The 14,563-nt window shown below is 42.4% G+C and carries 12 protein-coding genes; 9 read left to right on the top strand and 3 right to left on the bottom strand.

Going from position 1 to position 14,563, the window contains the following annotated elements; all coding sequences use genetic code 11:
- Positions 1–40 precede the first annotated feature (40 nt).
- Together AAEU31_RS06125 and AAEU31_RS06130 are read right to left on the bottom strand one after the other, a co-directional pair.
- Positions 41–2,662 (bottom strand): zinc metalloprotease, encoded by a 2,622-nt coding sequence (locus tag AAEU31_RS06125; protein WP_138558254.1) that lies wholly within the window; start codon positions 2,660–2,662, stop codon positions 41–43.
- On the bottom strand, positions 2,662–3,273 hold the full coding sequence (locus tag AAEU31_RS06130; RefSeq protein ID WP_199527499.1) for a hypothetical protein: 612 nt from the start codon (positions 3,271–3,273) through the stop codon (positions 2,662–2,664). Before AAEU31_RS06130 ends, AAEU31_RS06125 begins: the two co-directional genes overlap by 1 nt.
- Before the next feature lie 720 nt (positions 3,274–3,993).
- On the opposite strand from AAEU31_RS06130, the gene ndk reads away from it, so the two are divergent.
- The 9 genes from ndk (at position 3,994) to der (ending at position 14,389) form a co-directional block, all read left to right on the top strand.
- On the top strand, positions 3,994–4,425 hold the full coding sequence (gene ndk / locus AAEU31_RS06135) for a nucleoside-diphosphate kinase (protein WP_036972405.1): 432 nt from the start codon (positions 3,994–3,996) through the stop codon (positions 4,423–4,425).
- A 170-nt stretch (positions 4,426–4,595) separates the two neighbouring features.
- Complete coding sequence (rlmN, locus tag AAEU31_RS06140; RefSeq protein WP_135926790.1) at positions 4,596–5,726, top strand: dual-specificity RNA methyltransferase RlmN; 1,131 nt, start codon at positions 4,596–4,598, stop codon at positions 5,724–5,726.
- Positions 5,727–5,840: 114 nt separating this feature from the next.
- Positions 5,841–7,610: a type IV pilus biogenesis/stability protein PilW gene (gene pilW / locus AAEU31_RS06145; protein WP_421966776.1), complete on the top strand. Its 1,770-nt coding sequence runs from the start codon at positions 5,841–5,843 to the stop codon at positions 7,608–7,610.
- Positions 7,607–8,479, top strand: coding sequence for a RodZ domain-containing protein (locus AAEU31_RS06150; protein ID WP_421966777.1), 873 nt, complete (start codon positions 7,607–7,609; stop codon positions 8,477–8,479). The genes pilW and AAEU31_RS06150 overlap by 4 nt, the downstream gene beginning before the upstream one ends.
- Before the next feature lie 5 nt (positions 8,480–8,484).
- Positions 8,485–9,603 (top strand): flavodoxin-dependent (E)-4-hydroxy-3-methylbut-2-enyl-diphosphate synthase, encoded by a 1,119-nt coding sequence (gene ispG / locus AAEU31_RS06155; RefSeq protein ID WP_054553525.1) that lies wholly within the window; start codon positions 8,485–8,487, stop codon positions 9,601–9,603.
- Positions 9,604–9,736: 133 nt separating this feature from the next.
- Entirely contained in the window at positions 9,737–11,011 is a 1,275-nt protein-coding gene (gene hisS, locus AAEU31_RS06160) for a histidine--tRNA ligase (protein WP_138558258.1), read from the top strand.
- A gap of 24 nt (positions 11,012–11,035) precedes the next feature.
- Positions 11,036–11,656: a YfgM family protein gene (locus AAEU31_RS06165; protein WP_135926786.1), complete on the top strand. Its 621-nt coding sequence runs from the start codon at positions 11,036–11,038 to the stop codon at positions 11,654–11,656.
- 9 nt (positions 11,657–11,665) lie between these two features.
- Positions 11,666–12,844 carry an outer membrane protein assembly factor BamB gene (bamB, locus tag AAEU31_RS06170; protein WP_421966778.1) on the top strand — a complete coding sequence of 393 codons (1,179 nt, stop codon included), beginning with the start codon at positions 11,666–11,668 and terminating at the stop codon, positions 12,842–12,844.
- Positions 12,845–12,919: 75 nt separating this feature from the next.
- Positions 12,920–14,389, top strand: coding sequence for a ribosome biogenesis GTPase Der (gene der / locus AAEU31_RS06175; protein WP_421966779.1), 1,470 nt, complete (start codon positions 12,920–12,922; stop codon positions 14,387–14,389).
- An 81-nt stretch (positions 14,390–14,470) separates the two neighbouring features.
- On the opposite strand, the gene AAEU31_RS06180 is transcribed toward der, so the two are convergent.
- Positions 14,471–14,563 (bottom strand): IS3 family transposase (locus AAEU31_RS06180; protein ID WP_421966783.1); only part of this gene is annotated, 93 nt, incomplete at its 5' end.

The raw sequence follows: 14,563 nt of genomic DNA on the forward strand, positions 1-14,563 counted from the left end.
CACTTTTCAGTGGGTCTTATGCGCTTAACAAAATAAACGATTAGTCATCTAAGTGCGCGCAGCGACCAAATTCAGCACCTAGTTTAACTGCCTCAACCACTTGCTTAGGGAAGCTAAGCTCACGGTCGCGGCCGTTATCACATACAAATGCTTTATTGGCATCAATTTCGATTGACAGTGTTAATCCAGCCACACCAGCCATAATCTCAGAGCCATTCGCACTTAAACCAAACATGTTATCGGTTAAGATACCTTTTGCTTCGGTTACGCCTTGTTTACCAAAGAACTCTTCTGTTGACATCCAACCAATACCTTTAAGGTAAATAGCGCCAACAAAACCGCCTGCTAATGGGCTACCAGCACGACCCGTAATTACTGACAAGTCGTCGTTTGCATCAAGTACCATAACTGAAGGTAAGCCAAAACCTAATTCAACTAACTCTTCATGGCTGTAGCCTAGGTCACAGTAATTAGTCCAAAAGCTTACCGCTGGAATGTTGTCACACCAACGCAGGCTACCAATTTGCTCTGTGGTATTTGATACTGTGTCCCAAACTTTAACGCCAACAGCGCGACGATTTTCAATTGCACCAAACGCGACATAGCGACCATCAACAGAAATAACTGAGTTATCAATCGCACCAAACTCAGTATGAGTATCAACAAGTTCACCATTTACCCAAGCAATTTGGGTAAAGCCATTTGTAGAACCTGTAATAGTCTTACCATTGCCTGATATACGGTCAGCTCGAGCCCATGCTGTACGACGGATCTCGGTATCACCATCCACTAGAGCGATTTCTTTACCTGAACCATACGAACGGTCAACCATCTTAGTACCTGGTAACAGTGTTGCCTTACCTGTTTTAACATCCCATACTGTTGGCATACCGACAGAACGAGCGCCTTCACCTTCTGCACAGCGGTTAGTTCCGTCATAAGGGAAGCGTGTATTACCTACGACAAGTTTACCCGCATCATCCATATCCCAAACGCTTTGCGAGCTAAAACCTTGCTGGCTAGATAAGGCACAGCTATTACCAGTCAAGTCTTCAAGCATTGATACGTGGCCTGAGTTAATATCCCAGATACCGCCTTGCATAATTCCGTTGTCATTAAAATGTGCGGTGATTGCTGCTTTAGTTGCAGTTTTATTCATCGCAGTATTTGTAGAGCTCAGTAATGCGTATCCATCAGGGCTAACTAATGTGTCAAATGACTTAGTCGCGCTGTCATATAAAAATGGGATACCTGATGACGTTGTTCCTAGCGCCTTCTTACCATTTTTCGCGTGGTCCATAACAAATGCTGAAATAAGTGGTGTATATTGGATACCGTCTTGATAACCGTTAAAGATCATCTCAACTTGCTTTGTCTCGCCTGCTGAAACAACAATTTCAGTTAAAGCACACGCATTATCTGTACTTGGGTCCGCACTTTCATTTTCATTCCAATACTCTGCTTCTGAAAGAATATTTGTTTGCTGAGTTGGGTAGCCGCCAGCATTAATCTCTTGGGTATAAAGTGCATAACGCGCACCCGGAGTTAAACCATTAATAGTAAATGATCCATCAGGTCCAATACGACCTTGAGTCATATTACCTGACTGCTGACTGATCACATCTTCATAAGGATTATCAAGATTTCGAGCTATCAAGTTAATACCTGAGTACTCAACGCCTTCTTTTGTAAAAAGCTTGCCTTGAATGCTACCAAACTGTGATTTGTACTCGGCTGTTGGGTAAAGATCAGAGATGTTTACAATATCGTCTTTTACATTAATGGTATGCTGATTAGAACCTGCGCTTGAGCGAACATTAATAAACGGGAACATTGTTTCAATCGCTGAGAAATCTAGCATACTTGAGCTGGTAAACTTAGTTACACCAGCACAACCAGGCACACCATCGTATTGCGGACTATAGCTTGCCGACATATACACTAAATGACCATTTGCTTGAGAGTGAGACATATTAATCGCATGACCGAACTCATGGGTAAATACCCCACCTACTTGCGTGCCGTCAGTATCGTTAATATCAACATACCAGCCATTCATCAACGCAGTGGCTTCTAATATTTCACCTGTTTCTTCATCAGCCCATTCTGGGAATGCAATACCAAGCACTGAATTGCGAGGCACACCAAAATAGTTTTCTAAAATTCCACCGTCGGTGTCGTAGTTAACCCAAAAACCATAGCCGTTTTCAACGCCATAAATTTGGTCTACATTTTCAGCTGTCACATCAGCAATGCCGGTTTTTTCAAAGATTGTGCCTTGAATAGACATCTCAAATGTTGATGTTTCAACATCAGACCACTCTTTTACAGCGTTCGCTGTCACTGCATTTGCTTGCTCAACTGTTAAAAAAGTATAGTCACGGTCTAGCTCTGTATTCGCTGGGATCACAGTGCCATCAGGTAAGGTAACATCAATGTTAAATACGGTACCCTTTTCAAGCACACTAAATGTTTCAACATCATTACCATCTTTGTCTTTGATCAGCTGACCACCATCGGTCCAAACAGGAATACTGCCATTTGAAGTATCCCATTTGTAAGGCTGCATAGTTTGTTCATGAATATACAAAGGGCCGCCAGCTAATGCACCGGTTGATACTGTTGCTAGCGCTAATGCTGCTGCGATTCTTGAAAATTTCATTATTGTTGCACTCCAGATAGTTTACCCACTAAATCCATAAAAACACCTACATCAACCGCACCTGGTGTGGTTAAAAGGTTCTGTTGTTCAGCTGACAACTTACTGGTGTCTAACCCTTCAAAAACGCCTTGATTAGCAAAAATATTTTCTACCTTACCGTTACGTACAACAAACTTACCTTGTGCCAGACCTACCGTAGTTTGAAAGCCTGTAATCGATGCTGGTTTATACATAAAAGCAATCACTTGCTCGCCTTCGCGCCATTTAGAAAATCCCTCAGGTGTAGCCCCTAAGTAAACTTTGCCATTACCCATTGAACGAGGCTTAATCAAACCAAACTGGCGAAATGTATAAGTTGAGTCTTCTTTTACTTTGCCTTTTGCATCAGACGAAACTTCAATGGTCACTTCAGTGTACGGGCGGTTATTATCAAAACCGTCAGTAACACTAACTACGCGTCCTGAAATGATGCTTTGTGATTCCACCGTCATCTGTTGCAAATTTTGTTGTTTTAATTTCATTGCATTCGCTGCTGGCGAAAGTGTCAGCATCGTGCCTAAAGCAAAGGCCGAAGCACATGACAGCTTGGTAAACGCGCTGCGTAATTTCATTGATATCTCCTTCAATTATTAGAATTGTTTTCTCAGAACTGAACTTTGCCCATGACAAAGAAGCAATCCGTTACTAATTTATGACTGAATAGAAGTCGGAATTCACGTAAAACCATGTAGCGTTTTGTACACTCAAATTTAACATTTGAGTTACATTTTGATGTGAGGTTAATTACTAACCACCAATTAAAGAGTGATGCAAAAAGTAGAGTTAAAACACTAATTAATAGTGGAAAATAAAAAACAAAAGGATGATAAAGAATAGAAAACCCAGACTTAAATGAACCTAAAATTAACAACTGCACATTAATTGTTAATTATTTGTTTAAAATAAATAAAGCTAACTTCAGCTTTAAAATTTGAATGCCCTAAAACTAAAAAAACACCTCGTCATTGCTTAGTAAATATCAGTGAAAATAATGTGCTGATTTTGCACTTCAGGCCTGACATTTAGCATAGAGTTCGCAAAACATCTTTATCTACATCAGCGACATTAAAGGTAAGAGTATCGAGTACAAACTATGCACCAATTACTTTGGTATCATTAACTTACCATACGATTATTGGTTGACTGCATGACTTCTCTAGGGAAAATTTATACATTCATAAAAATGCCATCACGCTAATGTTTAATTAAATTAGGAATTTTCACGTAAAGCGCGTATAATTCGCGCCCGTTAATATTTATCCTTTTATATTCAAAATTATTGGAGCATAAAGATGGCTTTAGAGCGTACTTTTTCAATCGTAAAACCTGATGCAGTTGCTAAAAACCACATCGGTGCAATCTACAACCGTTTCGAAACTGCGGGTCTTAAAATTGTTGCAGCTAAAATGGTTCACCTTTCAAAAGAGAAAGCTGAAGGTTTCTACGCTGAGCACAGCGAGCGTCCTTTCTTCGGTGCTTTAGTTGAGTTCATGACATCTGGTCCAGTAATGGTTACTGTTCTTGAAGGTGAGAACGCAGTACTTAAAAACCGTGAAATCATGGGTGCTACTAACCCTGCTGAAGCACTAGCTGGTACTTTACGTGCTGACTACGCAGACAGCATCGACGAAAATGCTGTTCACGGTTCAGACGCTGTTGAATCAGCTGCACGTGAAATCGCATACTTCTTCGCTGACGAAGAAATCTGCCCACGTACTCGTTAATTTCGAGTTCACAGCTAAGTCTGTGATGCAGAAGAAAAAGGGCTTTCGGGCCCTTTTTTAGTCATTAGCTAAGCCTATTGTAAATCTGTTTAGCTAATGACTAAGTCGATTAAATAATATACAATCGCGCACCAAAACTACTTACCACCGTCACTGATTGAGGTTGTTTCATGACCACTGAAAAAAAGATTAATTTGTTAGATTTAAACCGAGACGCAATGCGTGAGCTATTCGTATCGTTCGGTGAAAAGCCATTCCGTGGCGATCAGGTGATGAAATGGATTTATCATTTTGGTGTAGACAATTTTGACGACATGACCAACGTCAATAAAAAGCTTAAAGAAAAACTAAAAGCTGAATGCGAAATTGTTGCTCCAGAAATCTCTGTTAAGCAAGTGGCAAGTGATGGCACCATCAAATACGCCCTATTGCTTAAAGGTGGCCAAGAAGTCGAAGCTGTTTGGATCCCTGAAAAAGACCGTGCAACTTTATGTGTTTCATCACAAGTTGGTTGTGCTCTTGAATGTACGTTCTGCTCTACAGCACAACAAGGCTTTAACCGTAACTTATCTGTGTCTGAGATCATCGGTCAGGTTTGGCGCGTGGCGAAAGACATTGGTTTAGACGGTGACAGCACAAAACGCCCTGTGACTAACGTGGTAATGATGGGTATGGGTGAGCCTCTGCTTAACCTTAAAAACGTCGTACCTGCGATGGAGCTTATGATGGACGATTGGGGTTTTGGTTTATCAAAACGTCGCGTTACTTTAAGTACATCTGGCGTGGTGCCTGCGCTTGACTTATTAAAAGAGAAAATCGACGTAGCGCTGGCTATTTCACTGCACGCACCAAACAATGAGCTGCGTGATGTACTGGTACCAATCAATAAAAAGTACCCAATCGAAGAGTTTTTAGCGGCGTGCCGTCGTTATATTGATGGCTCTAAAGCAAATAAAGATGTGACTATCGAATACGTTATGCTGCAAGGTGTGAACGACAGCACAGATCAAGCACATGAATTGGTTAAAACACTAAAAGGGACGCCTTCAAAAGTGAACCTTATTCCGTTTAACCCATTCCCGGGTAACGAATATGGTCGCTCAAGTAACAGCCGCATCGACCGCTTTTCAAAAGTACTACAAGCAGCGGGCATTACCTGTATTGTGCGTCGTACACGCGGTGATGATATTGATGCAGCTTGTGGCCAATTAGTCGGCGACGTTGTTGACCGCACTAAGCGTTTAGCGAAGAAGAAAATGCGCGAAGATAACGCAATTGCGGTAAATGTTCACCAAGCATAACCACAGTATTTAAAGTAAAGCCTTTGTGCTAAACCTTTTATTTTTAAAATAATAGATGCAACACAAAGGCTTTTCGGTAAGATAGGCATACGGAATCAAAGAAGAGATTAGGTAATGCGATCTATACTTGCCCTAACAGTTAGTACATTGGCATTAGCAGGATGTGTCACAGAAAATAGCTACGACGGCAGTAACAGACCCGTTGTTGAAAAAGAAATAAACAACAGTGGTGCGGCGCGCACCCGTATAGCCCTTGCTTTACAATACTTAAAAACAGGCAATAATTCTCAAGCTAAGTACAACTTAGAACGTGCTGCCGATTTTGCACCTGATATTCCCGAAGTTCATTATTCTCTTGCCTATTATTATCAACAGGTTGATGAACCAGAACTCGCCGATAAAGCCTATCAACGCGCATTAAAAATTGCTCCAAATGATCCAAACACCTTAAATAACTATGGTGTATTTTTATGTGGTATTGGCGAATACGACCGTGCCGCTGAAGAATTTCTAAAAGCTATCGCAATTCCCAGCTATATTCGAGTTGCAGAAAGTTATGAAAATTTAGCTTTGTGCGCAATTGAGTTTGATGACTTTGATAATGCAGAAAAATACTTAAAATCAGCTTTAAATCACAGTTCACAACGCGCTTCATCGCTGATCACTCTCGCTGGACTTCATTACGCTAAAAGTGATTTACACAAAGCAGAAAGCGTTTTAGAAAAGTACGAATCAACAGGCCGTGTTACCCCAAGAGCATTAATGCTCAGTTATTTAATTCAACAGCGAATGGGCCACATCGAGAAAGCTGAAAAAACAGCCGGGATCATTTTACAAACTTATCCAGGTTCGAGCGAAGCAAAGATAATTTCATCAGGCCAAAATAAACGCTCAGAATTTGAAATTTTACGCGAAAAATATCGTCAAGCTCAGTTAGAAGAGCTACAAATTTCAAGTGATAACTTAGCTGTGAGTAAAGAGCAGCCAAAAATTCGTATCGTAAAGAAAAAAGTACCGCAAATAAAGGCACGAACAGGTCAAAGCACGGCTCTGTCTGCTGAATCTAACTCAAAACCAGCTGCGCAAGCGCTAGCAACAACATCAAGTAATGATCAACAAGCGTACGGTATTGAACCATCAACAATTGATGAAAATAAAAGCCAGCAGACAGCTGCAAAGATTGAAACTGAAAATACCGGCTTTAAAACTGTTACTTCAACACCAAAAAATAGTAATCAAGCTGTCGATACGTCAGCCGTAGTAAGCGCGCTATCTGTTGACGTTAACCCACAAACCACTGCCTCAGCCAGCTTACCAAATACTAAAAATGATGACGTGACGATTGTCTCGTTTGGTGAACCACAATCTGCTTATAAGCCAGAGCCCTCGGTTTCATCAAATCAAGTCGAAGCGGACAGTTCAGGCAGTGTGGTATTTTACGAAGCACAAAAGGATGAAAGCGTATTTAGTACCGACTCTGGGTTTTCATCTACATCAAGCCAACCTAGCTATAATGTGAGTGCAGAGCAAGTACAACTCCCCATGCTAAACCCAAGTGTACCTGCGCTGAATATTCCCTACCATATTATTCAAAATGGCGAAAACCTATTTAGCATTTCGGTGCGATACAATGTTAAACTACAGCAGATTTTGCAGTGGAATGGCTTCAAAGAATCGGATCGGGTCGAAAACGGCACCAAAGTGTATTTAAATGATCCGAACATTTATCACACGATCACTGAAGGTGATACGTTGTACAGCATAGCCACCCAGCATGGCGTGTTAATTGATCAATTAATGCGCTGGAATAAATTGAGCCCAGATGTTGCCCTTGAACCTGGGCATAGACTCTTATTAGTGGACCCTGACTCATACTCATTATGAATGAAGAAAATAACTTAGAACAACCGCAAGAAACGCTCGGCCAAGCGCTAAAAAAGCGCCGCGAAGAAGCAGGAATGAGCCTTGAGCAACTTGCCAGTGCATTAAAACTATCCGTTTTACAGCTGCAACGCCTTGAGAACGATGAGCACGAACTTCTCGGCCCTATTACGTTTGTAAGAGGCTACATTAAAAGCTATTGCCGTGAGCTTAAAATTGATACTCAGGCAATTCTTGCTCTTTTACCTGAGCAAGTTGAGCCAGCTAAAAAGTCAAAGATGCAGAGCTTTTCGCGTCGTACAGAAAAAGAAGCAAACGATAACCGCTTGATGCTGTTTAGTTACTTTATCTTAGCAGTGATCATTGGCTCATCGGTTTTTTGGTGGTGGCAAAATAGCTCACCAGCACTTGAAGAACAAACCGCGACCATAATGCCAAGTCAGCTCGAAACCAGTGAACTTGCACCTGCAGCAGAACAGTTGAGCAGTGAAACTGAGCAACTTAACGCGCAACCAGCAACAAGTTCAGTGCCACCAGAGAGTGAAAACGCACAACCTGCTACCAATGATGCCAACGTTGTTGAAGCTAAAAAGCCTATTGAAGAGCAGAGTAATTTAGACCCGGAGCACAGCACTGTGGTAATGCACTTCAATGAAGACAGCTGGGTAGAAATTCACGATGGCAATGGCGATCGTATCGCATTTGGAGTTAAAAAAGCCGGTTACGTGATGACCGTAACAGGTCCTCAGCCGTTTAATGTTGTACTTGGCAAACACCAAGTGGTTGATATTACTTTTCAAGGTGAAGCCGTCGACACCTCACATTTTGCCAAAAATCGCTTAGCCAAATTTACTTTACCGTTATCAGAGTAATCGCAATGTTTTCAGAATCTCCTATTAAACGCAGAAAATCGACCCGTATTAACGTAGGTAATGTACCAATTGGTGATGGTGCACCAATTGCCGTTCAGTCGATGACCAACACCAACACCTTAGATATCGATGCCACGGTTGCGCAAATTCAAGCTATTCAAGATGCGGGTGCCGATATTGTGCGCGTATCTGTGCCGACCATGGAAGCGGCTGAAGCATTTAAAAGCATTAAAGAGCAAGTCACTATTCCACTTGTGACCGACATCCACTTTGACTACCGTATTGCGTTGAAAGTGGCACAATATGGCGCGGATTGTTTGCGTATTAACCCTGGTAACATAGGTAGCGAAGAACGTATTCGTGCCGTTGTAGACTCAGCGCGTGAGCACAATATACCTATTCGAATTGGTGTCAACGGCGGTTCATTAGAGCGTGACTTACAAGAAAAATACGGTGAGCCAACACCAGAAGCCTTGCTTGAGTCAGCAATGCGCCATGTTGAAATCTTACAGCGTTTAGACTTTGATCAATTTAAAGTATCCGTAAAAGCCTCTGATGTATTTTTAGCGGTGGGAGCATATCGTCTACTAGCTAAAGAAATCGACCAGCCTTTGCATTTAGGTATTACCGAAGCAGGTGGTATGCGTTCGGGCTCTGTTAAATCAGCTGTTGGCTTAGGTATGCTGCTTGCCGAAGGCATTGGTGACACACTACGCGTTTCACTTGCTGCCGATCCGGTACAAGAGATCAAAGTGGGTTTTGATATTTTAAAATCATTACGCATTCGCTCACGCGGTATTAACTTTATTGCCTGCCCGAGTTGCTCACGCCAAGAATTTGATGTGGTAAGCACCATGAATCAGCTTGAAGAGCGACTAGAAGACGTGGTTGAGCCTATGTCAGTGTCTGTTATTGGTTGTGTGGTGAATGGTCCAGGCGAAGCACTCGTTAGCGACATAGGTCTTGCAGGAGCTAACCGCCGTTCTGGTTTATACATTAACGGTGAGCGTCAAAAAGCACGTATTGATAACGATAACATTGTTGATCAGCTAGAAGGTTATGTGCGCGACTTTATCGCCAAAAAAGAGAAAGAAACGCCAATCGACATCAAAATCGTTGAATAATTCGCATATACTCGGCAAACCCTCAGGTTTGCCGTTTACCTTTATCGCCCAAACGGTATAATAGCGGGTCAATTTTTTAGTTTTTCTTGATGCGCGATTTTTTCAGCGCAAGTACAGTATTTAGGATTTATCAGTGGCAAAACAAATTCAGGCAGTTCGTGGTATGAACGATTGTCTGCCAGGCGATACGCAAATTTGGCAGAAAGTAGAAGACATTTTACGTGAAACAGTTTCATCGTTTGGTTATCAAGAAATTCGTTTTCCAATTGTTGAATCAACCGACCTTTTCAAGCGCTCTATCGGTGAAGTGACTGATATCGTAGAAAAAGAAATGTATACCTTTGCTGACCGTAATGGCGATAACCTAACACTTCGCCCTGAAGGTACTGCAGTATGTGTGCGTGCAGGTAATGAAAACGGTTTACTGTATAACCAAGAACAACGCTTATGGTACATGGGTCCGATGTTCCGCCACGAGCGCCCACAAAAAGGCCGCTACCGTCAATTCCACCAATTTGGCTTAGAGACATTCGGCATCGCCACTGCTGATATCGATGCAGAAGTTATTTTGCTGACAGCCCAATTATGGAAAGAGTTTGGTATTAGCGAACACGTTCGTCTTGAGCTTAACTCACTGGGCTCAAATGAAGCGCGTGCTGACTACCGTGATGCGCTTGTTGCCTATTTAGAACAGCATGTAGATGTACTAGACGAAGACTCAAAACGTCGTATGCACACTAACCCGTTACGCGTTTTAGATAGTAAAAACCCTGATGTACAAGCAATTTTGACTGATGCACCTAAATTATCAGAGCACTTAGACGCTGAATCAAAAGAACATTTTGCAAATTTATGTGAACGTTTAGACGCTGCTGGCGTCGAATACACGGTTAATGAAAAACTAGTGCGTGGTTTAGACTACTACAACCGCACTGTGTTTGAATGGGTAACTGATAGCCTAGGCGCACAAGGCACTGTTTGTGCCGGTGGCCGTTATGATGGACTAGTAGAACAACTTGGTGGTAAAGCAACCCCTGCAGTTGGTTTTGCTATGGGTCTTGAGCGTTTGGTGTTATTACTTCAAGCCTTGGAATGTGTAGGTGACATCCGCCGTAGTGCTGATGTATATTTGGCAGCCATGGGCGACAAAGCAAGCATTCAAGCGCCAATTATTGCAGCTCAATTACGCAATGACGTTGCTGGCCTTCGTGTTATGGTTCACGCTGGCGGCGGCAACTTTAAAAAACAGTTAAAACGCGCAGATAAAAGCGATGCACTCGTGGCCGTTATTATCGGTGAAGATGAATTAGAACAAGGCGTTGTGACAATTAAGTACTTACGTGAGCGTAAAGAACAAGTCACCTTAAAACTAGAAGAAGCGAAAACGCTACTAGCTGAGCTTATTTAAGCCCAGCTAGCAACAGAGGTAAGCATGGAAATTTATTCAACTGAAGAACAACAAGCAGAAGCAATCAAACGCTTTTTCCGTGAAAACGGTTTAGCACTAGGTATTGGTATCGTAGCTGGTTTAGGTGGACTATACGGGTGGAAAGCGTATAACCAAAGCCAAATCACCAATGCAGAAAATGCATCTGATTCATTCAATCAACTTGTTGAAAGTGGTGCCGTGCTAGAGAATGCGGATAACTTCATTAAAAACAATAGCGAATCAAGTTATAGCACATTAGCTGCTTTTGTTGCTGCTAAAGAAGCAGTAGAGAAAGGTGACCTTGATACAGCAAGCGAAAAGCTAAACTGGATCATCACTAATGAACAAAATAAAGAGCTAAAAGCAACGGCAACAATGCGTCTTGCACGTGTTCACCTTGCACAAAAACAATTTGAGCAAGCATTAACAACCTTGAATGCACAGCTACCAGCATCATTCACCGCTGCAGTTGCTGAATTAAAAGGCGACGTTTATGCTGCACAAGGCGATAAAGCAGAGGCGCGCAGTCAATACCAAGCTGCTGCCGACAATGGTGGCCTTGATAACAATCCGTTATTACAAATTAAACTTGATGACTTAGCACAAACTAGCCCAGCGGCGTAAGGGGTTAAGATGAAAAAGTTAACAGCGGCAACACTTGCTCTGTGTATCGCAACCCTAACTGGGTGTTCGTCAAGTGATGACGAAGAAGAACTTGTATTACCGCAAATTGTTAATCAATTTGAAACGGACGTAGTGTGGCAAGAATCAATAGGTGATGGTGTTCAACACTATTTTTCACGTTTAACACCTGCGGTACACGATGATGTGGTGTATGTTGCAAACCGTGAAGGCCTAGTTGAAGCGCTATCGCTTGAAAATGGCAACACACTATGGCAAACAGACGTACGTGAAAATTCATCTTTTTGGCCTTGGGAAACCACAGAAAGTGCCAAATTATCGGGTGGTATTTTACAAGCTTACGGCAAGATTTATATTGGCTCTGAACACGGCTATTTAACAGCCCTTGATCGCGAAACCGGTGAAATTGTTTGGCGCAAAACAATGCCTGGCGAAGTACTTGCTAAACCAGCTGCAGGCGATGGCCTAATTTTTGTAAACTTAGCTTCTGGCAAATTATTAGCTGTGCACCCAGATACAGGTGAAGAGCGCTGGCGCTTTGAACAAGAAGTACCACCGCTAACATTGCGTGGTCAAAGCTCACCAACCGTCGCAAATGGTGGTGTATTACTTGGCCTTGAAACAGGCAAGCTAAGCGTACTAATTTCAGAAAACGGTTACTCTGCATGGAGTGCTGAAATTGCCACACCAAAAGGGGCATCTGAATTTGAGCGTTTAGTTGATGTGGATACTCAAGCACTGATCAGTGGCCCATATGCTTACGCAATTGCCTATAATGGTAATTTAGCCGCTGTTGATATTCGTTCTGGTAATGTTGTTTGGAAACGTGAATATAGCAGCTACCGTGATTTATCTATGGATAGCCAGTCTATCTATGTAGTTGATAGCGATGGCGTTGTTTACGGTCTAGATAAGACATCAGGTATTGAGCGTTGGAGCCAACCGGCACTACGCGGCTGGTACTTAACAGGCCCAACTGTGGCTGGTAAGTATTTAGCACTGGGTGACCAAGAAGGTAACCTGCACTGGTTAGACAAAGAAACGGGTGAGCTTGTATCGCGCGAAGACTTTGACAGCTCAGGCTTCTTTATAGAGCCTGTTGTTGCCGGTGACAAATTAATTTTATACACCCGAGATGGTGAAGTTAGCGCGGTTAAAATCCCAAACTAACTTACTAATAGTAAACGTTATTTTTCTAAGGCTTCGCTTGGCGAAGCCTTTTGTTGTTTTTTTAAGAGGTAGTTTATGCTTCCCGTGATCGCTCTTGTTGGGCGACCCAATGTGGGCAAATCCACATTATTTAACCGTTTAACACGTACTCGTGACGCCCTCGTAGCCGACTTTCCAGGCTTAACACGAGATAGAAAATATGGCCAAGCTGACTACGATGGCTATGAATTTATCGTGGTAGACACGGGTGGTATTGACGGCTCTGAGCAAGGTATTGAAACCGAAATGGCTGAGCAGTCGCTATTAGCGATTGAAGAAGCCGATATCGTGTTATTTTTAGTTGATGCTCGCGCAGGTATGACTGCTGCCGACCAAGCGATTGCTAACCATCTACGCAAACAACAAAAGAAATGTTTTGTTGTAGCAAATAAAGTAGACGGTATTGATGCAGACTCATATTGTGCTGAATTCTATCAATTAAGCCTAGGTGAAGTGCATCACATTGCAGCGGCTCACGGCCGTGGTATCACGCAACTCCTTGATACAACCTTACAGCCTGTTATTGCTGAACTTGCAAGCGAAAGTGAAGAGCTTGAAGAAAGTGATAACGAACTAATTGATCTTTACAGCGAAGATGAAGAAGGCGAAAACAGCGAGCAAGCCTTTGCTGACAAGCCTATAAAGCTTGCTATTATCGGTCGCCCTAATGTTGGTAAGTCAACACTTACAAACCGTATCTTAGGTGAAGAACGTGTAATCGTTTACGATATGCCGGGTACCACCCGTGACTCTATCTATATTCCGATGACACGTAACGATAAAGAATACATCCTTATCGATACCGCAGGTGTTCGTAAGCGTAAAAAAGTAAGTGATGTTGTTGAGAAGTTCTCAGTTATTAAAACATTACAAGCAATCGAAGATGCCAACGTCGTGTTACTAGTGGTTGATGCGCGCGAAGGTATTTCTGATCAAGACTTAAGCCTACTAGGTTTTGCTTTAAATGCAGGGCGTTCTTTGGTTGTTGCTGTAAATAAGTGGGACGGCCTTGATGATTACGTTAAAGAGCGTATTAAGTCAGAGCTTGATCGCCGCTTGGGCTTTATCGATTTTGCACGTTTGCATTTTATCTCTGCTTTACACGGCACAGGTGTTGGTCACTTATTTGAGTCAGTAGACGAAGCCTACGAGTCAGCAACTAAACGTATTAGCACAGCTATGCTGCGTCGTATCATGGATATGGCACAAGCCGATCACCAACCGCCACTTGTTCGCGGTCGTCGTGTTAAACTTAAATATGCTCACGCAGGTGGCTATAACCCACCACGTATCGTGATCCACGGTAACCAAGTTCATGACTTACCTGATAGCTATAAACGCTACTTAATGAACTATTATCGCAAAGCATTAAATATCATGGGTACGCCAATCAAAATTGAATTTAGAGAAGGCGACAACCCTTATGCTGGTCGTACTAACAAAGTGACCTTATCGCAAAAACGTAAAATCCGTGCGTTTGCGAAAGAAAACCGCAACAAGTCTTAGCCAATTGCTAAACTAAGTGTAAAGTATTAAAAAAAACCTTGTGAGTATGACTGAAGTGACCCCATAAAGTTGGACTCTTTGCTAAGCGGTTGCCAAGGCCTGATTTCGATACTGTATCGGACTCAGGCCTTTTAGTTTCAGCTTAATACGCTCATTGTTGTAATAGTGGATATA

The sequence above is a fragment of the Pseudoalteromonas thalassia genome (assembly GCF_049257215.1).
GTDB lineage: Bacteria > Pseudomonadota > Gammaproteobacteria > Enterobacterales > Alteromonadaceae > Pseudoalteromonas > Pseudoalteromonas lipolytica_C.